At 71.4% G+C, this 22,593-nt stretch carries 17 protein-coding genes and 1 pseudogene; 13 read left to right on the plus strand and 5 right to left on the minus strand.

The window, feature by feature from the left end; all coding sequences use genetic code 11:
- A partial coding sequence (locus GTW43_RS01030) for a 1-deoxy-D-xylulose-5-phosphate synthase N-terminal domain-containing protein (RefSeq protein ID WP_161299543.1) occupies positions 1-1,497 on the plus strand: 1,497 nt, incomplete at its 5' end.
- A 144-nt stretch (positions 1,498-1,641) separates the two neighbouring features.
- Entirely contained in the window at positions 1,642-3,168 is a 1,527-nt protein-coding gene (locus GTW43_RS01035) for an amino acid permease (protein ID WP_161299544.1), read from the plus strand.
- On the opposite strand, the gene GTW43_RS01040 is transcribed toward GTW43_RS01035, so the two are convergent.
- Positions 3,165-3,554 carry an NTP pyrophosphohydrolase gene (locus tag GTW43_RS01040; RefSeq protein WP_161299545.1) on the minus strand — a complete coding sequence of 130 codons (390 nt, stop codon included), beginning with the start codon at positions 3,552-3,554 and terminating at the stop codon, positions 3,165-3,167. The two genes, GTW43_RS01035 and GTW43_RS01040, sit on opposite strands and share 4 nt — an antisense overlap.
- Positions 3,551-4,528, minus strand: a complete 978-nt coding sequence (locus tag GTW43_RS01045; RefSeq protein ID WP_161299546.1) for a hypothetical protein — start codon at positions 4,526-4,528, stop codon at positions 3,551-3,553. Before GTW43_RS01045 ends, GTW43_RS01040 begins: the two co-directional genes overlap by 4 nt.
- 23 nt (positions 4,529-4,551) lie before the next feature.
- Between GTW43_RS01045 and GTW43_RS01050 the strand changes: the two genes are divergently transcribed.
- The 6 genes from GTW43_RS01050 (at position 4,552) to GTW43_RS01075 (ending at position 12,507) form a co-directional block, all read left to right on the plus strand.
- Positions 4,552-5,772 carry a CapA family protein gene (locus GTW43_RS01050; RefSeq protein WP_343245848.1) on the plus strand — a complete coding sequence of 407 codons (1,221 nt, stop codon included), beginning with the start codon at positions 4,552-4,554 and terminating at the stop codon, positions 5,770-5,772.
- Positions 5,773-6,040: 268 nt separating this feature from the next.
- The gene (locus GTW43_RS01055; protein ID WP_161299554.1) at positions 6,041-8,281 is read left to right on the plus strand and encodes a cache and HAMP domain-containing protein; all 2,241 of its coding nucleotides are present in this window, start codon (positions 6,041-6,043) and stop codon (positions 8,279-8,281) included.
- 5 nt (positions 8,282-8,286) lie between these two features.
- Positions 8,287-9,843, plus strand: coding sequence for a poly-gamma-glutamate synthase PgsB (gene pgsB, locus GTW43_RS01060; RefSeq protein WP_161299547.1), 1,557 nt, complete (start codon positions 8,287-8,289; stop codon positions 9,841-9,843).
- Positions 9,840-10,322, plus strand: a complete 483-nt coding sequence (locus tag GTW43_RS01065; protein WP_161299548.1) for a poly-gamma-glutamate biosynthesis protein PgsC/CapC — start codon at positions 9,840-9,842, stop codon at positions 10,320-10,322. The genes pgsB and GTW43_RS01065 overlap by 4 nt, the downstream gene beginning before the upstream one ends.
- Positions 10,323-10,353: 31 nt before the next feature.
- Positions 10,354-11,424: an NlpC/P60 family protein gene (locus GTW43_RS01070; RefSeq protein WP_161299549.1), complete on the plus strand. Its 1,071-nt coding sequence runs from the start codon at positions 10,354-10,356 to the stop codon at positions 11,422-11,424.
- Positions 11,425-11,475: 51 nt separating this feature from the next.
- On the plus strand, positions 11,476-12,507 hold the full coding sequence (locus tag GTW43_RS01075) for a hypothetical protein (RefSeq protein ID WP_161299550.1): 1,032 nt from the start codon (positions 11,476-11,478) through the stop codon (positions 12,505-12,507).
- A gap of 325 nt (positions 12,508-12,832) precedes the next feature.
- Here GTW43_RS01075 and GTW43_RS01080 read toward each other — a convergent pair.
- Positions 12,833-14,677: pseudogene (locus GTW43_RS01080) on the minus strand (3-hydroxyacyl-CoA dehydrogenase NAD-binding domain-containing protein); the annotation flags it as partial.
- A 344-nt stretch (positions 14,678-15,021) separates the two neighbouring features.
- Here GTW43_RS01080 and glpX point away from each other — a divergent pair.
- Entirely contained in the window at positions 15,022-16,056 is a 1,035-nt protein-coding gene (gene glpX, locus GTW43_RS01085; RefSeq protein ID WP_161299636.1) for a class II fructose-bisphosphatase, read from the plus strand.
- A gap of 122 nt (positions 16,057-16,178) precedes the next feature.
- On the opposite strand, the gene GTW43_RS01090 is transcribed toward glpX, so the two are convergent.
- Both GTW43_RS01090 and GTW43_RS01095 read right to left on the minus strand, forming a co-directional pair.
- Entirely contained in the window at positions 16,179-16,547 is a 369-nt protein-coding gene (locus tag GTW43_RS01090) for a WhiB family transcriptional regulator (protein WP_161299637.1), read from the minus strand.
- Between the two features lie 156 nt (positions 16,548-16,703).
- Complete coding sequence (locus GTW43_RS01095) at positions 16,704-17,396, minus strand: DUF1707 and DUF2154 domain-containing protein (protein ID WP_161299638.1); 693 nt, start codon at positions 17,394-17,396, stop codon at positions 16,704-16,706.
- A 176-nt stretch (positions 17,397-17,572) separates the two neighbouring features.
- Here GTW43_RS01095 and GTW43_RS01100 point away from each other — a divergent pair, with 176 nt between their 5' ends.
- The 4 genes from GTW43_RS01100 to GTW43_RS01115 all read left to right on the plus strand — a co-directional run bounded on the left by GTW43_RS01100 (position 17,573) and on the right by GTW43_RS01115 (position 22,323).
- Positions 17,573-19,240, plus strand: coding sequence for a fumarate hydratase (locus GTW43_RS01100; RefSeq protein ID WP_161299639.1), 1,668 nt, complete (start codon positions 17,573-17,575; stop codon positions 19,238-19,240).
- Positions 19,241-19,334: 94 nt separating this feature from the next.
- Positions 19,335-20,720, plus strand: coding sequence for a class II fumarate hydratase (locus GTW43_RS01105; RefSeq protein ID WP_161299640.1), 1,386 nt, complete (start codon positions 19,335-19,337; stop codon positions 20,718-20,720).
- 85 nt (positions 20,721-20,805) lie between these two features.
- Positions 20,806-21,477: a DUF402 domain-containing protein gene (locus tag GTW43_RS01110; RefSeq protein WP_161299641.1), complete on the plus strand. Its 672-nt coding sequence runs from the start codon at positions 20,806-20,808 to the stop codon at positions 21,475-21,477.
- 126 nt (positions 21,478-21,603) lie between these two features.
- A complete protein-coding gene (locus GTW43_RS01115) occupies positions 21,604-22,323 on the plus strand; it encodes a class I SAM-dependent methyltransferase (protein WP_161299642.1) in 720 nt (239 codons plus the stop codon).
- The last annotated feature ends 270 nt before the right edge of the window (positions 22,324-22,593 follow it).

Raw genomic sequence — 22,593 nt, forward strand, 5'->3', positions numbered from 1 at the left:
GGGGACGGCGCCCTGACCGGCGGCATGGCCTGGGAGGCGCTGAACAACATCGCGGCCGCCAAGGACCGCCCGCTCGTCATCGTCGTCAACGACAACGAGCGCTCCTACGCGCCCACCATCGGCGGCCTCGCCAACCACCTGGCCACCCTGCGCACCACGAACGGCTACGAGCGCTTCCTGGCCCGCGGCAAGGACCTCCTGGAGCGCACCCCGGTCGTCGGCCGCCCGCTCTACGAGACCCTGCACGGCGCCAAGAAGGGCCTCAAGGACTTCATCTCGCCGCAGGGCATGTTCGAGGACCTCGGCCTCAAGTACGTCGGCCCCATCGACGGCCACGACATCGAGGCCCTGGAGTCCGCGCTGAACCGCGCCAAGCGCTTCGGCGGCCCCGTGATCGTGCACTGCCTCACCGAGAAGGGTCGCGGCTACACCCCGGCCCTCCAGGACGAGGCCGACCGCTTCCACGGCATCGGCCCCATCCACCCCGACACCGGCCTGCCGATCAAGGCCTCCGGCGCCGACTGGACCTCCGTGTTCGGCGACGAGATGGTCCAGCTCGGCAAGGAGCGCGAGGACATCGTCGCGATCACCGCCGCGATGCTCCAGCCGGTCGGCCTGAAGAAGTTCGCCGACGCGTTCCCCGACCGGGTCTACGACGTCGGCATCGCCGAGCAGCACGGCGCCACCTCGGCGGCCGGCCTCGCCGCGGGCGGCCTGCACCCGGTCTTCGCCGTCTACGCGACGTTCCTCAACCGCGCCTTCGACCAGCTCCTCATGGACGTGGCCCTGCACAAGTGCGGCGTCACCTTCGTCCTGGACCGAGCCGGCATCACCGGCACCGACGGCGCCTCGCACAACGGCATGTGGGACATGTCGATCCTCCAGGTCGTCCCCGGCATCCGGATCGCCGCGCCGCGCGACGCCGACCAGGTCCGCGCCCAGCTGCGCGAGGCCGTCCAGGTCGACGACGCGCCGACCGTCGTGCGCTACTCCAAGGGCGCCGTCGGCCCCGCCGTCGAGGCCGTCGGCACGGTCGGCGGCATGGACGTCCTGCGCGAGCCCGGCAGCGACCGGCCCGACGTCCTCCTCGTCTCCGTCGGCGCGCTCGCCCCGATGTGCCTCGAGATCGCCGGTCTGCTCGACAAGCAGGGCATCACCACGACCGTCGTCGACCCCCGCTGGGTCAAGCCGGTCGACGAGGCACTCGCCCCGCTGGCCGAGCGCCACCGCGTCGTCGTCACCGTCGAGGACAACTCGCGCGCCGGCGGCGTCGGCTCCGCGATCGCCCAGGCCCTGCGCGACGCCGGCGTCGACGTCCCGCTGCGCGACTTCGGCATCCCGCCGCGCTTCCTCGACCACGCCTCCCGCAAGGAGATCATGGCCGAGATCGGTCTGACCGCCCCGGACATCGCACGCCAGGTCACCGGCCTCGTCGCCAAGCTCGACGGCCGCTACGAGCGCGAGACGGCCCCCGCCGTGGAGCCCGCCCGGGACTGACTCGCACGCACCGCCACCGGGCCGGCCGGACCCCTCCAGGGGGCTCCGACCGGCCCGATCGTGTGAATGCCCCGCACCTCGGCGCGCGCCCCGGCCCGGATGCCCCAATCATGGGCGTACGGCCATGGGTACGGAGGTACGCCGATGAGCGTCGACCACCAGTCGCGCGGGAACGGGAACAGGTCCCTGTTCCGGACCAAGTCGGTCGAGCAGTCAATCCGGGACACCGAGGAGCCCGAGCACGCCCTGCGCAAGTCCCTCTCCGCGTGGGACCTCACCGTGTTCGGCGTCGGCGTCGTCATCGGCACCGGCATCTTCGTGCTCACCGGCAAGGTGGCGAAGGAGAACGCGGGACCGGCCACCGCGCTGGCCTTCGTCGCCGCGGGCATCGTCTGCGCCCTCGCCGCCCTGTGCTACGCGGAGTTCGCCTCCACCGTCCCGGTCGCCGGATCGGCGTACACGTTCGCGTACGCGTCGATCGGCGAACTGCCGGCCTGGATCATCGGCTGGGACCTCGTCCTGGAGTTCGCCCTCGGCACCGCGGTCGTCGCGGTCGGCTGGTCCGGGTACGTGCGCTCGCTGATGGACAACATCGGCTGGCACCTACCGGCCTCGCTGGAAGGGCCCGACGTACCGGGCGGCACCTTCGACATCCTCGCCTTCATCCTCGTCCTGGTGCTCACCGCGGTCCTCGTCCTCGGCATGAAGCTCTCCGCGCGCGTCACCAGCGTGGTCGTCGCCATCAAGGTGACCGTCGTGATGATCGTGATCGTCGCCGGTCTTTTCTTCGTCGTCGGTGACAACTACAAGCCGTTCATCCCGAAGGCGGTCACCCCGGAGGGCGGCGGCGGCTGGGAGACGGCGCCCCTGGTCCAGCTGATGTTCGGCTACCAGGCCACCAACTTCGGCCTCATGGGCATCTTCACCGCCGCCTCCATCGTCTTCTTCGCCTTCATCGGCTTCGACGTGGTCGCCACCGCCGCCGAGGAGACCAAGCTGCCGCAGCGCGACATGCCCCGCGGCATCCTCGGCTCGCTGCTCATCTGCACGATCCTCTACGTGGCCGTCGCCCTGGTCGTCACCGGCATGCAGAAGTACACGGAGCTGTCGGTGACCGCCCCGCTCGCCGACGCGTTCAAGGCCGTCGGGCATCCCTTCTACGCGGGCGTCATCAGTTTCGGCGCCGCCGTCGGCCTCACCACGGTCTGTCTGATCCTGCTGCTCGGACAGACCCGCGTGTTCTTCGCGATGAGCCGGGACGGGCTGCTGCCCACGTTCTTCTCCAAGACCCACCCGAAGTTCAGGACCCCGTACCGGCCGACGATCCTGCTCGGCGCGATCATCGCCGTCGTGGCCGGCTTCACCAGCATCAACGAGCTCGCGACCCTGGTGAACATCGGCACCCTGTTCGCGTTCGTGGTCGTCGCCGTGGGCGTGATCGTGCTCCGCCGCTCCCGCCCCGACCTGCCCCGGGCCTTCCGCACCCCGTGGGTCCCGGTCCTGCCGGTGATCTCGATCGCCGCGTCGCTGTGGCTGATGCTCAACCTGCCGGGCGAGACCTGGCTGCGCTTCGGCATCTGGATGGTGATCGGCATGGTCGTGTACTTCCTCTACGGCCGCCACCACAGCCGCCTCGGCCGCGAGGCCCTGGGCCGCACCGGACGCTCCTAGGAGGCGTCCCGTACGGCGCGCGGGCCCACACACCGCGCGCCGTGCCGGGTCACCCGCTCCCGCAGCTCCCGGTCGGCCGTGACCACCACGCACGGTCCCCGGCCCGCCTCGGCGGCCGCCCGCGCGAGCTCCACGATCAGATCGTCGCCGCTGCCCGGCGCCGACTCCACCCGCACCCCGGGCACCGGCGCCACGCCCCGCGCGGCGCCCTCCACGACGAGCACGAGGTCCAGCGGCCCCGGCAGCCCCGGGAACCCCTCCTGCGCGTGCGCGGCGAGCCGGTCCCGCAGCCGCTCGGCCGCCCCGCGCCGGTCCCGCCACCAGCCGTCGGGCACCGACCCGACGACATTGGCCCCGTCCACCACCACGGTGGTCGTCCCCGTCATCCCCGCCCGCCCTTCCGCCAACGGTCCGTCACCCGGCCGAAGGCGGCCACGACCCGGTCGGTGCGCCCCGCGTCGGTCCGGATGCGGTTGCTGAGCTCCACGTGCAGGAACGGTACGCGCTGCCGGGAGGCCGCGCGGCCCTGGACGTTGGAGCGGCCCTCCAGCGGACAGGAGCGGGCCCAGGCTCGGCACACCGCGAACCCGTCGTCGCGCAGGGCGTCGGCGAGGTCGCGGCCCTCGCCGCGGGCGACTGAGCCGCGTCCCGTCGAGGCGACGACGTCGTGACGGGCGGACGCGTCGGCGAAGCCGTGCACCTGCACGGCGGGAAGCGAACGCCTGACGAGCTCGTCCGCGACGGCGTCGAACACGGTGTCTCTGCGGTGGGCCACGTCCGACGCGTTCCCCCTGCCTGCTTTGCGATGCGCGCCTGCAATCAACAGAATGCCGCCCGGCGTGCCGCGCAGGACGCCGACGCCGACCCGCTCCGTATGGCGGTCGGCGACGGGATGGGGAACCTGGACCATCCAGCGTCGCCGCTCGGGCGTGCCGTCGTCGGCGACGTACACGCGGCCCCAGCCGCGCGGGGCGGGGCCCTCGTCGGACCGATCGGCGATCTCCGTGTAGCGCCTTCCGTCCGCCTCGTCGACGACCGTGCCGAGGGTGAAATCCACGTCGGACAGTGCCTGTTCAGCCTGCTCGCGGTGCCCTTCGACAAGCAGTCCGACGGCGCGGGCCACCGTCGCACGGTCGTCGGACGAGGGGGACCGGTAACCCGAGTCCGGGTCGAAGGGTGCGGTGTACCGCGCCACGCGCGCCAGCAGGTCGACCCTCTCCCGGCCGTCGGACCGCGCGGCGTCCGCGTGGCCCCCGCTATCGTCGCGGCCGGGGGTGAATGCGGTGAACATCACGCCGACGGAGACGACAACGACGAGGATTATTGCAATTGTTACCGTCTTTGTCCGGTTGCCCGTCATAGTTGTATAAAGATAGCCCGGTGATCAGACGCCCCATCCTCACCTCCCGTCGCGGCCGGTTCGGCATATCCGGCGCGGCCCTCGTCGTTCTCGCCGCGGGCGCCGCGGCCTGCGGACCGTTCGGCTCGGACGACGGCAAGCCTGCTGCCGCGGAAGGCCGTTCGTTCACCGTCGCTGCGGCCGGTGACATCCTCATCCACCCGGAGCTGACCGAACAGGCCGCCAAGGACGCGAAGACGACCGGCAACGGTGAGGCGGGGCTCGACTTCGACCCGATCATGGCCGGGATGAAGCCGGTGATCAGCAGAGCCGACCTGGCCATATGTCACTTCGAGCCGGTGGCGTCGGCGAGCCCGAAGGGTCCCTTCGAGAGCTTCCCCGCCTTCATCGTGCCGCCGCAGATCACCACGACGATCAAGAGCATCGGCTACGACACCTGCTCGACGGCCTCGAACCACAGCCTCGACCACGGGGCGACCGGCGTGACCAACACGCTGAACGCCCTGGACAAGGCAGGCGTCAAGCACACGGGTTCGGCGCGCAGCGCGGCCGAGGCGTCGAAGCCGAACATCATCGACGTCAAGGGCGTCAAGGTGGCCCAGCTGTCCTTCGCGGGCGGCTTCAACGGCCACGAGATCCCCGAGAAGAAGCCGTGGCTCGTCAACCAGACCTCGCTCCGGTCGATCAAGGCGGCCGAGCGGCGCGCCCGCACGGCCGGCGCCGACGTCGTCATCCTCAGCATCCACTGGGGGCGCGAGCACCAGCCGACGCCCAACGCGAACCAGCTGCGGCTGGCCCGCAGCATCGCCGAGGAGACCGGAATCGACCTGGTCATCGGCCACCACGCACATGTCGTCCAGCCGATGGAGAAGATCGACGGCACCTGGATCGCGTACGGGCTCGGCAATCAGATCGCGCGGCACGAGGTGCCCAGCGGGCTGTCCGAGGAGGGCGTCACCGGCTGGTTCGAATTCACCGAGCATGGCGGCGAGTGGGACGTGCAGGCCAAGTACGTGCCGACGTTCATCGAGATCCCGCCGGACCCGGACGAGACCGGCGCGGTGCCCGAGGGGTCGGTCGAGGACCATCGGCTGGTGGACGTGGCCGCGGCGCTGCGCGACGGCGACAAGCTCAGCGCCCAGCAGCGGGCCCGCTACCGGCTGGCGTTCGAGCGCACCGAGGGCACCCTGCTCAACCGCGGGGCCGGGCAGGACGGCCTGAAGCCGCTGCATCCGCTGCCCTGACCCGAGCGCACGGCCCGAACGCCACGGATCACGAAGATGTGGCTCAAACCGTGCTCTGCATCACATTGCCCCGTACACGTACAACCATCCGGTCTCGGCCACGGTCGGACGGTACTGGATCGCACGTGTGTGCCTAGTGCGGATCCCTGTGCGACTCACCCGGGGGGCGGGTCGCACGGAGCCCGGCACACCCGACATGCACGAGAGGAGCCCCCCGTTGGCCGCTTCCCAGGTGAAGCGACGGCACAAGGTCCGCAGACGGGCCGACATGTCCCTGCTCGGCGGCATCAGGCCGCCCATCGCACTCCTGTCGGTCCTGCTGCTCGCCCTGGCCGGAATCACCGCCCTGACCATGGGGCGCTCCGGTGACGGACCCGTGCCCAAGGCGGTGCTCCAATCGCAGCAGCACTTCGCGGAGGACGGCGCCGTCGCCCTGCGCGCCTCGCTCGACGAGTCGATCACCGACCTGAACCGGACGGCGAGCCTGTTCAGCGCCGGCCGCCCGGTGAGCGCCGACACCGTCCTCGACAAGGTCGGCAACGTCTACCAGAAGTGGCGCGGCTCGGCCGTCCTGGAGATCACGTCGGGGAAGCTGCTCGCCGCGCGCGGCGAGAGCGTTCCCGTCACCGCGATCGACCGCTCCGAGCTCGCCCGCGAGGACGGCCTGCGGCCCCGGCTGATCCGTCTGGACAACGGCGAGACCCGACTGCTCACCCTCGCGCTTCTCTCGTGGGAGGGGCGTCCGCAGGAGCTCCTCGTCACCACGAGCAGCCTCAAGTTCCCCGGCGTCAGCCTCGGCAAGTTCCGTGCCATCGCGGTCGTCGACGCGAAGGGCACCGTCCTGAGCAGCGACGGCATCCTCGCCCCCGAGCAGATCCTCTCGGACACGGTGAAGGAGGCGTCCGCCGCCTCCCGCGAGCAGCTCGACGACTTCGCGAAGGCCGCCGCGCGCAAGGCGTCCCGCGATCCGTCGACCACCAAGGAGCCCGGCTCCGGCGGCTATCTCGGCGTCAGCGGCTCCCTGCTCGGCGACACCGTCCAGGGCGACCGCGCGCTCGCCGGCTACGCCTCGCTCACCGGTTCCCAGCCCGGCGAGTTCACCCCGGCCAGCGAGCTCGGGCTCAACGTGGTCACGCTCGTCCACATCACGGACGAGGGCGTACACGTCGCGTCGCTCGCCTTCGGCCTGCTCGCTGCGGGAGCCCTGCTCCTCATCGGCGGCCTCACGGTCGCCCTGCTCCTGGGCACCGTGCAGCGCCCCATCGTGCGGCTGTTCCTCGAGAGCCGCCGGCTCACCCGCGGGGACCTCACCCGCCCCGTGACCGTGCCCCGCTTCGGCGAGGGCGCCCGCATCGGCACCTCGCTCGAGCGGCTGCGCCGCCAGCTGCTCGGCCAGGACGACGATGTGCCTGCGGCCCGGGGCCGCTTCGGTGCGCGCTCCCTCGTCGCGATCAGCGGAGCGCTGCTGCTCGTGTGGTGCATCCCCCTGGTCCTCTTCGTGAACCGGGCGGGCGGAGACGTCACCGTCCCGCAGCAGATGGTCAGCGACCAGCGCGAGCGCACCGACACTCTCGCCGACCGGCTCCGCCGCGCGCTCAACGAGGGCCACGCCGACCTCACCGCCGTCGGCACCCTCGTCGGCGACCGCACCGAGCCGGGACAGATCACCGAGGTGCTCGACCGCACCATGGCCGAGCACCCCCGCTACGACGCGCTGTACGTCCTCGACGAGAACGGCAAGGTCGTCGCCCGCTCCGGCGGTGACGTGCACAGCCCTTCCGGCAAGGGCCCGTCCGACAAACCCCTGCGCGTCCTCGACGACGCGGGCAAGAAGCCCGTGATCATCGGCACCGCCGAGATCCCGGGCCGCGACGGCGCCGCCGTCGTGGGCGAGTTCCGCGTCGACTTCCTGAACTCGCTGCTCAAGCGGCCAGGGCTCGGCACCGTGCGCGTCGTCGACAGCGACCGCAAGGTCATCGCGGGCAACTCCGGCTACCGGGAGTTCCAGAAGCTGCCCGGCCGCATCGACGAACTGGCCGACGCCACCAACCAGAAGGTCGGTATGGCCGCCAAGCCCAGCGGCGTCCTGTACCGCGACGGCGCCGCCGTCCAGCTCGCCGGAGCCGCCCCGTTCGCCGGAGGCGGTGCGGCCAAGGAGCTGAACTGGACCGTCGTGAGCTGGCAGCCCGCCTCCGGGCTGGCCATCCCCGCGTATCAGTACCAGAACCGCACCGTCCTCGCCGGGCTCCTCGGCATCACCGCGGCGGCCGCCTGCCTCGGCTGGCTGCACATCGTCGTGGTGCGCCCGCTGCGCGAACTCGCCCGCCAGGCCGAGGCCCTCGCGGGCGGCGACCGCAGGACCGTGCTGTACCCGCGCCACCACGACGAGGTCGGCGCCGTCGCGCGCAGCCTCGAACTCGTACGGCAGCAGCTCCAGGGACAACGGCATCAGCAGCGACGGCAGGGCGGCGCGCCGAGCGCCACCGCCGGAGCCGGAAGGAACCAGTAACCACCGTGCTCTTCCTCTACACCGTGCTCGTGGTGTGCGGAGCCGTCCTGCTGATCGCCGGAGTGATCGAACAGCGGCGGCACTACGTCAACCTCGACCACATCCCGACCCGCGTGCTCGTCAACGGCATCCGCGGCAAGTCCTCCATCACCAGGCTGTGCGCCGGCGCCCTGCGCGGCGGCGACCTCACCACGGTCGCCAAGACCACCGGCACCGCCGCCCGCTTCATCCACCCGGACGCCACCGAGGAGCCCGTCTACCGGAAGTTCGGCATCGCCAACGTCGTCGAGCAGATCGGCATCGTGCGCCGGGCCGCCGCCTACCACCCCGACGCGCTCGTCATCGAGTGCATGGCGGTCATGCCGGCGCTCCAGGAGATCAACCAGTCCAAGCTGATCCGCTCCACGATCGGCGTGCTCTGCAACGTCCGTGAGGACCACCTCGCCGAGATGGGCCCCACCCTCGACGACGTCGCCCGCTCCCTGTGCCGCTCCATGCCCGAGAACGGCATCTGCGTCACCGCCGAGGTCGACCGGTTCCACATCCTCCAGGAGGAGGCCGACGCACGGAACTGCGAGCTCGTCTACGCGGACCCGGAGATGGTCACGGACGAGGAGCTGCGCGGCTTCAGCTGGTTCACGTTCAAGGAGAACGTCGCCATCGCCCTCGTCGTCGCCGACCTCCTCGGCGTCGACCGGGCCACCGCGCTCCAGGGCATGTACGACGCCCCGCCGGACCCCGGTGTCCTCTCCGTCGAGCGGTACCTCACGCCGGACGACAAGAAGCTCCGCTTCGCGAACGTCTTCGCGGCCAACGACCCCGAGTCGACGCTGATGAACATCAACCAGCTGCTCGACCTCGGCGCCGTCCACCGGCCGCTCAGCGTGGTCATCAACTGCCGGCCCGACCGCGTCGAGCGCAACGGGCAGATGGGCGAGATCATCCCCGGCCTCGACCCCGAGCACGTCTTCGTCATCGGGCATCCCGCCAAGTCGGCCATCGACGCGATCCCGGCCGCCTACCGCGACCGCGCCGTCGACCTGGGCGGCGACCGGCGCGACCCCGAGGAGTTCATGGGACAGCTGCTGGGCCGGCTCGGCCCGGACTCCTCGCTCGTCGCCATCGGCAACATCCACGGCCAGGGCGAACACCTCCTGGAGTACCTCGCCGAGCTGCCCGCGGACGAGACGCCGGACCAGACGCAGGGCGGCACGGCACAAGCGACCCCGGCCGGCCCTGAGCACCCGGACCGGTCCGCCCTCGGGCCGCGCGAGCACGTCGAGACCGTCCAGCTGTACGCACCGCGCATCGACCCGTACCAGCAGTACTCGCCGGCGTACGAGGAGCGGTACACGTCGCCGCAGGCCGTCCCGGTCCAGCGCGACGCCCGCACCCCGTACCCGCAACCGCCGCGGCAGCAGCCGTTTCCGCACGTCACACCCCCGGCACGGGCCGCAGGACAGGACGCCCCGCGCGGCCTGTTCGAGCCCGTCGTACCGCCCACCCCGACCGCCGACGACTACGACCCGTGGCACGACCCCGCAGGAGAGCAGCACCGTTGATCCCCTCCGTCCTCACCCCCGAGATCGCCGCGGTGGGTATCGCCATCGGGCTGCTGTTCTCCCTGGTCTGCTACCTGACGACGAACCTGTCGCCCGGCGGCATGATCACCCCCGGCTGGCTGGCCCTGACCCTCGTCGAGGACCTGCAGCGCGCCGCGATGGTCGTCGGCGTCACCGTCCTCACCTACGCCGGCACCCTGCTGATGCAGAAGTACGTGATCCTCTACGGCAAGCGGCTCTTCGCCGCCGTCGTCCTGCTCGGCGTCACGCTCCAGGCCACCGTCATGATCGTGCTCTCCCTGGAGTTCCCGCTCATGTACGCGAACCAGACACTCGGCTTCATCGTCCCGGGCCTCATCGGCTACCAGCTGGTGCGCCAGCCCAAGGGGCCCACCCTGCTCGCGACCGGCTCCGTGACGCTCATGGCGTACGTCGTCCTGACCGCGGCCATCCTCCTCGGCTTCATGCCGTCCGCCTGACCGCCGACCCTTTTGACCGGAGCAGACTCCCATGCCTCCCAAGAAGAAGCGCCCCGTCCTGCACGCCGTCACCGTGCTCGCCCTGCTCGGCGCCAGCGGCTATCTCACCGTCGAGCTGAAGAAGGACGAGCAGGAGAAGGCGCCCGCGGTCCAGGCCGTCACCGACTCGCCGATGCTGGAGTCCAGCACCGGGCAGAAGGGTGGCAAGCAGACCTGGGAGCGCCTGAAGAACCCCGAGCGGTCCGTCCTGCGCGGCGAGAGCGGCCAGGTCCTCGCCATGTTCACCGACGGTGCCCGCACCGCCACCCTCAAGGGCCCCTCGCGTACCTTCACGGAGCCCGCCAGCACCAAGTCGCGGGTCGTGACCGAGGACTGGGTGCGGCTGATGCCCGAGACGTGGCGCAAGGGTTCCGAGAAGGAGAAGTGGTTCACGGACTGGTTCAAGGAGTTCTACGGCTCGGAGGAGGACGACCTTTTCGCGTACGCGTTCCAGTACGTCGAGGGCGCCCCGGTCAAGAAGGACGACGAGGGCATCGCGTACGCCGGTGACGCCAACTTCGGACCGATCAACCCGAACGGCTCAGAGGGCAACGACTTGCGGGACGAGCTCTCCGACTTCTACGACTACCTGGGCATCCCGTACACGTTCCGGGACGGCACCACCCAGACTCCCGAGTCGCGCCGGGCCCGCTCTGTCGACTGCTCCGGCTTCCAGCGCCTCATCTGGGGCTACCGGGCGCGCTACCCCCTGATGTCCTCGGACAAGTCGGGCGACGGCCTGCCCCGTACGGCCAACGGCATGGCCCGCTCCGAGGCGGGCACCGACATCATCCCGCTCAAGGGCGTCTCCGCCTCCGACCGGCCGACCTCGATCGATGTCCTGCAACCGGGTGACCTGGTCTTCTTCAAGCTGGACCAGCGCACAGGACAGCGCCTCGACCATGTCGGCATGTACATGGGCCACGACACCGACGGCCACATGATCTTCGTGTCCAGCCGTGAAGAGGTCAACGGCCCCACGATCGGCGACAAGGGCGGCACCTCCCGCCTCGACGGAAACGGCTACTACGCCAAGACGCTGCGCAGCGCCAAGCGCCTGTGAACCACCGGGGGCGGGCGCCGGTGGTGGTCCGCTCCCGCATATGGTGTTTGTGTGAACGGCGACTGGCTGATACGCGCGCGTGACGGCAGGCTCTGCTCCTACGGGTTCGCCCCCGGTGGTGACGCGGTCGTGCGGCGCACCGAGCTGAGCCCGGACGGGCCCTGGAGCGAGTCCGCGACGGTCGGCGGCGAGCAGCGGCTGCATCCGGTGCTCGGGCTGGCTCAGGGGCCCGGTGGTTACGTGCATCTCGCGTCCTGGCGGCCCACCGTTCCCGGTGAGTCGGGGCTCGTCCACTCCACGCACTTCCAGCCGCACCTGTCGGCCCTCGACTGGACCCCGATCGGCCACCCGAACAAGACCGGCGACCGCACGGGCCCGCCCGCCGTCGCCGTCGACGCGCAGGGCCGCGCCCATGTCTTCGTCCGCAACAAGGGCGGCGGCATCAGCATGCGAGCCCAGCGGGAGAAGGGCGGCTGGGCCCCCTGGCGGGACCTCGCCGGGACCGGGGTGCGCGGTGAACTCGCCGCGGTGGCCGACGAGTCCGGCCTCATCAGCGTCTACGCGGCCACGCCCGACGGCATCCTGCGCCGTCGTCAGCAGTCGGCCGGCACGGCGCTCGTGCCCGACGACAAGCCGCTGCCCGCGAACCCGCGCCCGGACACCCTGCGCGCCCTCGCCACCTCCGCCGAGCACACCACGCTCTTCTACACCGACGAGGACGGCGGCCTGTACGCGTGGCGCGGCGAGGCCGACCCCGTCCGGCTGATGAACGCGGCGGGGCCCGGACCGGTCGCCGCGATCCGCTGCCGTCTGGACGACGTGGACTGCACCCTGCTCGCCCAGCGCGCGGACAGCGGACGGGTCGCGTTCGCCGCGTACCCGACCGAGCTGGAGTCGGCCGGCGCCTGGTGGACCGAGTCGGGCCCCGCGCTGCCGCCGGACACGCAGATCGCCCTCGCGGAGGACGCGAACGGGCGGGTCGTCGCGGCCACGTACACCCCCGGAGCCCCGCCCCGGCTGGCCCTGACCCGCCGCAAGAACGAACCGGGCCTGGCCCTGGAGGCCTGGCGCCCGATCCCGTAGCCCCTGCCGGACGCAAGGCTGCGCCTTCCGGCGGCTGCGCCGCGTGGGCGCGATCTGTAGCCGGGTGGGCCGAGCGCGGAAAGGGGCGCGGGGCTGTGTCTTTCGGCGGCTGCGCCGCGTGGGCGCGATCGGGCGCGGGGTGGGCCGAGCGCGGAAAGGGGCGCGGGGCTGTGTCTTTCGGCGGCTGCGCCGCGTGGGCGCGATCGGGCGCCGGTTGGGCCGAGCGCAGAAAGGGGCGCGGGGAACTGCGTGATCAGCCACCACTGATCCGCAGTCGCCCGCGCCCCTCAGCCGACCCGACGGTCAGGCGCGACCCGCATCGGAACTACGCCGGCACGCTCGCGACCCCGGCCTCCAGGAACCGCTTCCCGGTGACCCGCTCGGAGACGCCCTCACGGTCCAGGTACGGGGTGATGCCACCCAGGTGGAAGGGCCAGCCCGCACCCGTGATCAGGCACAGGTCGATGTCCTGCGCCTCGGCGACGACACCCTCGTCGAGCATGAGCCCGATCTCCTGGGCGACGGCGTCGAGCACGCGGTCGCGGACCTGCTCCTCGGTCAGGACGACATCGCCCTGCTTCAGGAGCGCGGCGACCTCGGGGTCCAGCTCCGGCTTGAAGTCGTTCTCGGCGGAGTAGACGTAGAAGCCGCGCTTGCCGGCCTTGACGACGGCCGCCAGGTTCGGCGAGACGGTGAAGCGCTCCGGGAAGGCGCGGTTCAGGGTCTCCGAGACGTGCAGACCGATGGCGGGACCGACCAGCTCGAGGAGGACGAGCGGGGACATCGGCAGGCCCAGGGGCTCCACCGCCTTCTCCGCCACCTCGACCGGCGTGCCCTCGTCGATGACGTTCTGGATCTCGCCCATGAAGCGGGTCAGGATGCGGTTCACGACGAACGCCGGGGCGTCCTTCACGAGCACCGCGGTCTTCTTCAGCTTCTTGGCGACGCCGAACGCCGTGGCGAGCGCCGCGTCGTCCGTCCGTTCGCCGCGCACGATCTCCAGGAGCGGGAGGATCGCGACCGGGTTGAAGAAGTGGAAGCCGACGACCCGCTCGGGGTGCTTCAGCTTCGACGCCATCTCGGTGACCGAGAGGGACGAGGTGTTCGTGGCGAGGATCGCGTGCGCCGGGGCGACGGCCTCGACCTCGGCGAACACCTGCTGCTTGACGCCGATCTCCTCGAAGACGGCCTCGATGATGAAGTCGGCGTCGGAGAAGCCCTCCGCCTTGTCGAGGACGCCGGAGACCAGGGCCTTCAGGCGGTTGGCCTTGTCCTGGTTGATGCGGCGCTTGCCGAGCAGCTTGTCGATCTCGGCGTGGACGTAGCCCACACCCTTGTCGACGCGCTCCTGGTCGATGTCGGTCAGGACGACCGGCACCTCGAGGCGGCGCAGGAAGAGCAGGGCGAGCTGCGAGGCCATCAGACCGGCGCCGACGACGCCGACCTTGGAGACCGGGCGCGCCAGGTTCTTGTCCGGGGCGCCGGCGGGACGCTTGCCGCGCTTCTGCACCAGGTTGAACGAGTAGATGCCGGCGCGCAGTTCGCCGCCCATGATGAGGTCGGCGAGCGCCTTGTCCTCGGCGTCGAAACCGGCCTGGAGGTCACCGGACTTGGCGGCCGCGATGATGTCGAGCGCGCGGTAGGCGGCCGGGGCCGCGCCGTGCACCTTGGAGTCGGCGATGGCGGTGCCGCGCGCGACGGCCTGGTCCCAGGCCTCGCCGCGGTCGACGTCCGGGCGCTCGACCTTGACGTCGCCCTTCAGCACCTGGGCGGTCCAGATCAGCGACTGCTCGAGGAAGTCGGCGCCCTCGAAGAGCGCGTCGGCGATCCCGAGTTCGAAGACCTGCTTGCCCTTGAGCTGCTTGTTCTGGTTGAGGCTGTTCTCGATGATGACCGAGACGGCCTTGTCGGCGCCGATCAGGTTCGGCAGCAGGGCGCAGCCGCCCCACCCGGGGACCAGGCCGAGGAAGACCTCGGGCAGCGAGAACGCGGGCAGCGCCTTGGAGACGGTGCGGTACGAGCAGTGCAGACCGACCTCGACGCCACCGCCCATCGCGGCACCGTTGTAGTACGCGAACGTCGGTACGGCGAGACCGGCGAGGCGCTTGAAGACCTCGTGGCCGCCCTTGCCGATGGCGAGCGCGTCGTCGTGGTTCTTCAGCAGCTCGACGCTGTAGTCCACCCGCTTGACCGACGACTGCTTCGTGTCGTCGTGCGGGATGAACACGTAGGCGGTTCCGGCCGCCACGACGCAGACGCCGAGCGAGAGAACCAGGCTGCCGACCGTCTTCTTGCCATTTCTTCCTGCCACGCGCCCCATCGTCGCAGGTCGCCGGACGATCTCCGTCAGGAGGTCCGGAACGGTGCGTTCCGGCACGCGGCGAGCCGCTCATCCGTGGGGCGGTCTGCTCAGATTGTCGGACTGGCGATAGAGTCGGGGCCGTCAACCCTCATCCGGCCGTCGTCGTATCCCGGTGAAACGCCCAAAAAGCCGGAACAGAAAGGTGCGTCTCGATGACCGAGCATCACCAGCTCCCGTCCGAACTCGAGGTCCCCTCCGAGGCCCCGGACCGCAACCTCGCCCTGGAGCTCGTCCGGGTCACCGAGGCGGCCGCCATGGCCGCCGGCCGCTGGGTCGGCCGCGGTGACAAGAACGGGGCGGACGGCGCGGCCGTGCGGGCCATGCGCGCCCTCGTCTCGACCGTGTCCATGAACGGCGTGGTCGTCATCGGCGAGGGCGAGAAGGACGAAGCGCCGATGCTGTTCAACGGCGAGCGGATCGGGGACGGGACGGGCGCCGAGTGCGACATCGCCGTCGACCCGATCGACGGCACGAGCCTGTGCGCGAAGGGCATGCCCAACGCGATCGCCGTGCTGGCCGCCGCCGACCGCGGGACCATGTTCGACCCGTCGGCCGTGTTCTACATGGACAAGCTGGTGACCGGCCCCGAGGCCGCCGACTACGTGGACATCAACGCGCCGGTGTCGGTGAACATCCGCCGGGTCGCCAAGGCGAAGGGCGTCACGCCGCAGGACGTCACCGTGGTCATCCTGGACCGGCCGCGCCACGAGGGCATCATCAAGGAGATCCGGGAGACCGGCGCCCGGATCAAGCTGATCTCGGACGGCGACGTGGCCGGGTCGATCCTCGCCGTGCGCGAGGACAGCGGCGTCGACCTGCTGCTCGGCATCGGCGGCACCCCCGAGGGCATCATCTCGGCCTGCGCCATCAAGTGCCTGGGCGGCGTGATCCAGGGCAAGCTGTGGCCCAAGGACGACGCGGAGCGGCAGAAGGCGCTGGACGCCGGGCACGACCTGGACCGCGTCCTGTCGACGAACGACCTGGTCTCCGGGGAGAACGTGTTCTTCGTCGCGACCGGCATCACCGACGGCGAGCTGCTGCGCGGGGTGCGCTACCGCTCGCAGACCGCCACCACCTCGTCCCTGGTGATGCGCTCGAAGTCGGGCACGATCCGGCAGATCGACTCCACGCACCGGCTGCGCAAGCTGCGGGCGTACAGCGCGATCGACTTCGAGAACGCGAAGTAGCAAGGCCGCCCGGCGGACCCCGGGCGGACACGGCAGCCGACAGGGCGCCCCGCGATGCGGGGCGCCCTGTCGGTGCGTGTGCGTGTGCAGTGCGTGTGCGTGGATGTGGGGGGCCGGGGTCGTCAGCCGGCCGCCGCCACGGTCCTGGCCGTCTGCTTGAGCTCCATCTCGCGGCGGCGGCGCCGGGCGAGCACGACCCGGCGCTCGGCCGCGGTGAGCCCGCCCCACACCCCGTAGGGCTCGGGCTGGAGCAGCGCGTGCTCGCGGCACTCGACCATCACCGGGCAGCGGGCGCAGACCCGCTTGGCGGCGTCCTCGCGGGACAGCCGGGCCGCGGTGGGCTCCTTGGACGGCGCGAAGAACAGGCCCGCCTCGTCGCGCCTGCACACGGCCTCCGTGTGCCAGGGCTCGTCCTGGTCCCGGTCCCTGACGGGCACGCGCTGGCTGGGAACGGCGGCGACCTGCAGGGACTGGCGCGGCGGATGCAGCACGGTCTACTCCTGACGACGGCTTACGACGGCTTGCGCGAGCGTGAGGCGATGCAGCAAGCTCTACCCGCTGTGTCGGCGCCTATGCACTGAGTTCCGAAGCACGGAAGTTCCCCAGCGCACACGGGAGTTCGGGCCGGGCCGGCCGGGACGCGCGGGTCAGTCGAGGTGTTTGCGCAGGTGCCGGGAGACGGAGCGGCCCACGTACTTGTGGAGATCCGCGACGAGCTTGCCGCGCTTCGGCTTCGCCTCGATGTTGCCGAGGACGGCGACGCCGTCGATGTGGACGACGGGCGCGTCGGAGTCCACCGCCTCCAGCGTGTCGACCTCGAAGTTGCCGAGGACGCCGCCGCCGCTGCCGTGGAGCGTCACGTTCTCCGGGACGCGGATCTCCACGTTGCCGAAGACCGAGACGGCCTTGATGTAGACCTGCCGGTGCTCGAAGATCGCCTCGCTCAGGTCGATCTCGATGTTCCCGAAGACCGCGTACGCGTGCGTGCGGCGGCCCACGCGCCAGCGGCCCTTGCGGGTGGTGGCGCTGAACACCGCCACCAGGTTCTCCTCCGGGACCGGCGGCAGCGGGTCGGGCTGCACCGGGCCCGCGGCCCGGGCCGCGTCCGGGCGGGCCGTGTGGGCGCCCGGCAGGTCCCGCACGAGCGGCTCGAGATCGCCCACGGTCTTGGCCCGGTAGACCCCGTCGATCCGCTCCGCGTGCTCGTCCGCGTCGAGGCGGCCCTCGGCGAGCGCCTCGCGCAGGATGTCGGCGATCCGGTCGCGGTCGGCGTCGGACGCGCGCAGGTCGGCGGGCTCGGCCGCGGGCGTGCTCTGCTGGGGGCGCTTTTGAAGGTCCACGACAGCAGCGTACCCAAACGCGATAGATCGCGACTAGAGGGTGCGAGGCACAAGGCGACAGCGGGGCGGTGCGAACTGAGCCTTACCTCACAGGCCGGGCCGCGTCACCAGGTTCTACGCTGGTTGCCGCTGCCAACGGATGCCAGCTGCTGTCTGTCGAGTGAGGAATGGGCGAGATGCCTGAGTTCGCGTACACCGATCTGCTCCCCCAGGGCGAGGACACCACCCCGTACCGCCTGGTCACCGCGGAGGGTGTCACCACCGCCGAGGGGCCGGACGGCCGTACGTTCCTGAAGGTCGAGCCGGAGGCGCTGCGCAAGCTCGCCGAAGAGGCGATCCACGACATCCAGCACTACCTGCGCCCGGCCCACCTCGCGCAGCTGCGCCGCATCGTCGACGACCCCGAGGCGTCGGGCAACGACAAGTTCGTGGCGCTCGACCTGCTGAAGAACGCGAACATCGCGGCGGCGGGCGTGCTCCCGATGTGCCAGGACACCGGCACGGCGATCGTCATGGGCAAGCGCGGGCAGAACGTGCTGACCGAGGGCGAGGACGAGAAGGCCCTCTCCAAGGGCATCTTCGACGCCTACCAGAACCTCAACCTGCGCTACTCGCAGATGGCCCCGCTGACCATGTGGGACGAGAAGAACACCGGCTCCAACCTCCCCGCGCAGATCGAGCTGTACGCGACGGACGGCGGCGCCTACAAGTTCCTCTTCATGGCCAAGGGCGGCGGCTCGGCCAACAAGTCGTTCCTCTACCAGGAGACGAAGGCCGTCCTGAACGAGGCCTCCATGATGACGTTCCTGGAGGAGAAGATCCGTTCGCTCGGTACGGCCGCCTGCCCGCCGTACCACCTCGCGATCGTCGTCGGCGGCACCTCCGCCGAGTTCGCCCTGAAGACCGCGAAGTACGCCTCCGCGCACTACCTGGACGAGATCCCCGCCGAGGGCTCCGCCCTCGGACACGGCTTCCGCGACAAGGAGCTGGAGGAGAAGGTCTTCGAGCTCACGCAGAAGATCGGCATCGGCGCGCAGTTCGGCGGCAAGTACTTCTGCCACGACGTGCGCGTGGTGCGCCTGCCGCGGCACGGGGCGTCCTGCCCGGTCGCCATCGCCGTGTCCTGCTCGGCGGACCGCCAGGCCACCGCGAAGATCACCGCCGAGGGCGTCTTCCTGGAGCAGCTGGAGACGGACCCGGCGCGTTTCCTGCCCGAGACGACCGACGAGCACCTGGACGACGGCGACGTCGTGAGCATCGACCTGAACCAGCCGATGGACGCGATCCTCGCCGAGCTCACCCGGCACCCGGTCAAGACCCGGCTCTCGCTGACCGGCCCGCTGGTCGTCGCCCGCGACATCGCGCACGCGAAGATCAAGGAGCGGCTCGACGCGGGCGAGGAGATGCCGCAGTACCTGAAGGACCACCCGGTGTACTACGCGGGCCCGGCGAAGACCCCCGAGGGGTACGCGTCCGGCTCCTTCGGCCCGACGACCGCCGGACGCATGGACAGCTACGTCGAGCAGTTCCAGGCGGCGGGCGGCTCCAAGGTGATGCTCGCCAAGGGCAACCGCTCCCAGCAGGTCACCGACGCGTGTGACGCGCACGGCGGCTTCTACCTGGGCTCGATCGGCGGCCCGGCCGCGCGCCTCGCGCAGGACTGCATCAAGAAGGTCGAGGTCGTCGAGTACGAGGAGCTCGGCATGGAGGCGGTCTGGAGGATCGAGGTCGAGGACTTCCCGGCGTTCGTCGTCGTCGACGACAAGGGCAACGACTTCTTCCAGAATCCGGCGCCCGAGCCGACGTTCACGCACATCCCGGTGCGCGGCCCCGGTCTCGGCTGACCACGGTGCGCGTACCCGCCGGACGGGCCCGATTTCCGGGCCCCTCCGGCGTTGCGCCGGGAACACCGGCGGCCGGTCCTCTGCTGTACGGAGTATGAGCGACTACCGCATCGAGCACGATTCCATGGGCGAGGTCCGGGTGCCCGCCGACGCCAAGTGGCGGGCGCAGACGCAGCGCGCCGTGGAGAACTTCCCGGTCTCCGGGCAGCGCCTGGAGCGCGCCCACATCGAGGCGCTGGCCCGGATCAAGGCCGCGGCGGCGAAGGTCAACGCGGATCTCGGCGTCCTCGACGCGGACGTGGCCGGCGCCATCGCGGACGCCGCCGCCGAGGTCGCCTCGGGCCGCTGGGACGACCAGTTCCCCGTCGACGTCTTCCAGACGGGGTCCGGCACGTCGTCCAACATGAACACGAACGAGGTCCTGGCCACCCTCGCCACCGAGCGCCTGGGCCGCGACGTGCACCCCAACGACCACGTCAACGCGTCGCAGTCGTCGAACGACGTGTTCCCCTCCTCGATCCACATCGCCGCGACCGCCGCCGTCACCCACGACCTGATCCCGGCGCTCGACCATCTGGCCGCCGCCCTGGAGCGCAAGGCCGCCGAGTTCGCCGACGTCGTCAAGGCGGGCCGTACCCATCTGATGGACGCGACGCCGGTGACGCTCGGCCAGGAGTTCGGCGGCTACGCGGCGCAGGTCCGCTACGGCGTCGAGCGGCTGCGCTCCTCGCTGCCGCGGCTCGCCGAACTGCCGCTCGGCGGCACGGCCGTGGGCACCGGGATCAACACGCCGCCCGGGTTCTCGGCCGCCGTCATCGCCGAGGTCGCCCGCACCACCGGGCTGCCGCTCACCGAGGCCCGTGACCACTTCGAGGCGCAGGGCGCGCGCGACGGCATCGTGGAGACCAGTGGCCAGCTGCGCACCATCGCGGTCGGCCTCACCAAGATCGCCAACGATCTGCGCTGGGCCGCGTCGGGCCCGCGCACCGGACTGGCCGAGATCAGCCTGCCGGACCTCCAGCCGGGCTCGTCGATCATGCCGGGGAAGGTGAATCCGGTCATTCCCGAGGCGACGCTGATGGTCGCCGCGCAGGTGATCGGCAACGACGCGACGGTCGCCACGGCGGGCGCCGCGGGCAACTTCGAGCTGAACGTGATGCTCCCCGTCATCGGCAAGAACGTGCTGGAGTCGGTCCGCCTCCTCGCCAACGTCACGCGGCTGCTCGCCGACCGCACCGTCGACGGCATCACCGCCCACCGCGAGCGGGCCCGCGAGTACGCCGAGTCCTCGCCCTCCGTGGTCACGCCGCTGAACAAGTACATCGGCTACGAGGAGGCCGCGAAGGTCGCCAAGACGTCGCTGGCGCAGCGCAGGACGATCCGCGAGGTCGTGCTGGAGGGCGGGTACGTGGAGCGCGGCGACCTGACCGTCGAGCAGCTCGACGAGGCGTTGGACGTCCTGCGGATGACCCGCCCCTGACCGGGCGGCGACGGGCGTCCGACGCGGTGACGTGATCGTGACGCCTGCCGCAGCGTCCTGTGCCCCGGGCACCTAATATCTGCCCATGAACGACGACGGCCGGACGGACACGGGGCGCTGGGCGCCCGGAGAGCGGATCCTGTGGCGCTATCGCGCCAACGGCGGGGACGGCTTCCACATCTGCCGCCCGGTCACCGTCGTGGAGGACTCGGCCGAGCTCCTCGCGGTGTGGCTGGCGCCCGGCACGGAGTGCGTGAAGCCGGTCCTGGCGGACGGCACGCCGCTGCACCGCGAGCCGCTCGCCACCCGCTACACGAAGCCGCGCCGGCTGGAGCGCGACCGGTGGCTCGGCACCGGCGTGCTCAAGCTGGCCCGGCCGGACGAACCGTGGTCGGTGTGGCTGTTCTGGGAGCAGGGCTGGCGCTTCCGCAACTGGTACGTGAACCTGGAGCAGCCCCGCACCCGCTGGTCGGGCGGGGTCGACTCCGAGGACCACTACCTGGACCTGTCGGTGTACCCGGACCGCAGCTGGCGCTGGCACGACGAGGACGAGTTCGCGCAGGCGCGCGCGGTCGGCCTGATGAGCGCGGAACAGGCCGCGTCCGTACGGGAGGCGGGGCGCCGCGCGGTCGGCGTCATCGAGGCGTGGGGGCGTCCGTTCCCGGACGACTGGCCCGCCTGGCGGCCCGATCCGGCGTGGCCGGTTCCCGCCCTTCCGGCGGACTGGGACCGTACGCCCGCGCACGTGTCGTCATGAGACCCTTGATGCGCCCCCGGGGAGGAAACGTAGGATCGTCCTCCGCAAGAGCGCGGCGCGGCACGGGGAGCGGTACGGGGAGCACCTTCGACGGCAACTCCTCCTGTGCGCGGCAGGTCTGACACGATGTCGACGAGGTCATCGAGGGGCGGCGGGACCGTGGGTGCGAGCAGTGGAGCGGGCGAGGGGTACACGGGGGGCGCGACCGACCGGTCGGGCCAGGCCGCGGCGTTCGACGCGATCGGCGGCCGGTACGACGAGGCGTTCCCGCACAAGGACGGCCAACTGGCCGCGGTGGAGCGGTTGCTGACCCGTCTCGAGCCCGGGGCCCGGGTCCTGGACGTGGGCTGCGGCACCGGGGTGCCGACCGCCCGCCAGCTGGTGGACGCGGGACACGCGGTGGTCGGGGTCGACCTGTCCGAGGGCATGCTGGACCTGGCCCGCAAGCAGGTGCCGAAGGCCGAGTTCCGGCAGGCCGACCTGACGACGCTCACCGCCGAAGGCCCGGACGCGCTCGGCCCGTTCGACGGCGTCACCTGCTTCTTCACCCTGCTCATGCTGCCGCGGGCCGAGATCCCCGGCGCGCTGCGGCTGCTGCGCTCGCTGCTGCGGCCCGGCGGACGGCTCGCCCTGTCCATGGTCGAGGCGGACCTGGACGACACCGAGATCCCGTTCCTCGGTCATACCATCCGGGTTTCCGGGTATCTGCGGGACGAGCTGCACCAGATCGTGCGGGACGCGGGCTTCGAGATCACCGGGGAGGAGACGTACGCGTACGCTCCCGCGAGCACCGACGCCCCACCCGAGCACCAGCTGTTCATCGACTGCCGGCGCACCGGCGAGTAGTACGGCGCGCAGCCCCGGACGGACGGATTCGACACGCGTGACGGAGCACTCAGCCTCTTACCCAGGCTCGCCCGAAGGCCGCCACGGACCAGCGGCCCGCCCCGCCGATCCCCGCGGGGCGCTGCGGCATGCCCCGCAGGCCTCCGCGGCCCCCGGCGGTTTACCGGAGCCGCCGCGCCGGGCCGCCGCGTCCCCCGCCGCCTCCTCGCCCGCCTCGTCCTCGGCGTCGGCCGACGCCGAGCACACGCAGTCGCGCTCGCCGTCGCCGGA

This window comes from Streptomyces sp. SID5785 (assembly GCF_009870065.1).
In the GTDB taxonomy this organism is placed as follows: Bacteria; Actinomycetota; Actinomycetes; order Streptomycetales; family Streptomycetaceae; genus Streptomyces.

Excerpts from the sequence above, each read along its gene's own strand:
- GTW43_RS01035 (WP_161299544.1), top strand. The coding sequence starts at position 1,642 with ATGAGCGTCGACCACCAGTCGCGCGGGAACGGGAACAGGTCCCTGTTC.
- GTW43_RS01040 (WP_161299545.1), bottom strand. The coding sequence starts at position 3,554 with ATGACGGGGACGACCACCGTGGTGGTGGACGGGGCCAATGTCGTCGGG.
- GTW43_RS01045 (WP_161299546.1), bottom strand. The coding sequence starts at position 4,528 with ATGACGGGCAACCGGACAAAGACGGTAACAATTGCAATAATCCTCGTC.
- GTW43_RS01055 (WP_161299554.1), top strand. The coding sequence starts at position 6,041 with ATGTCCCTGCTCGGCGGCATCAGGCCGCCCATCGCACTCCTGTCGGTC.
- GTW43_RS01070 (WP_161299549.1), top strand. The coding sequence starts at position 10,354 with ATGCCTCCCAAGAAGAAGCGCCCCGTCCTGCACGCCGTCACCGTGCTC.
- glpX (WP_161299636.1), top strand. The coding sequence starts at position 15,022 with ATGACCGAGCATCACCAGCTCCCGTCCGAACTCGAGGTCCCCTCCGAG.
- GTW43_RS01100 (WP_161299639.1), top strand. The coding sequence starts at position 17,573 with ATGCCTGAGTTCGCGTACACCGATCTGCTCCCCCAGGGCGAGGACACC.
- GTW43_RS01105 (WP_161299640.1), top strand. The coding sequence starts at position 19,335 with ATGAGCGACTACCGCATCGAGCACGATTCCATGGGCGAGGTCCGGGTG.
- GTW43_RS01110 (WP_161299641.1), top strand. The coding sequence starts at position 20,806 with ATGAACGACGACGGCCGGACGGACACGGGGCGCTGGGCGCCCGGAGAG.
- GTW43_RS01115 (WP_161299642.1), top strand. The coding sequence starts at position 21,604 with ATGTCGACGAGGTCATCGAGGGGCGGCGGGACCGTGGGTGCGAGCAGT.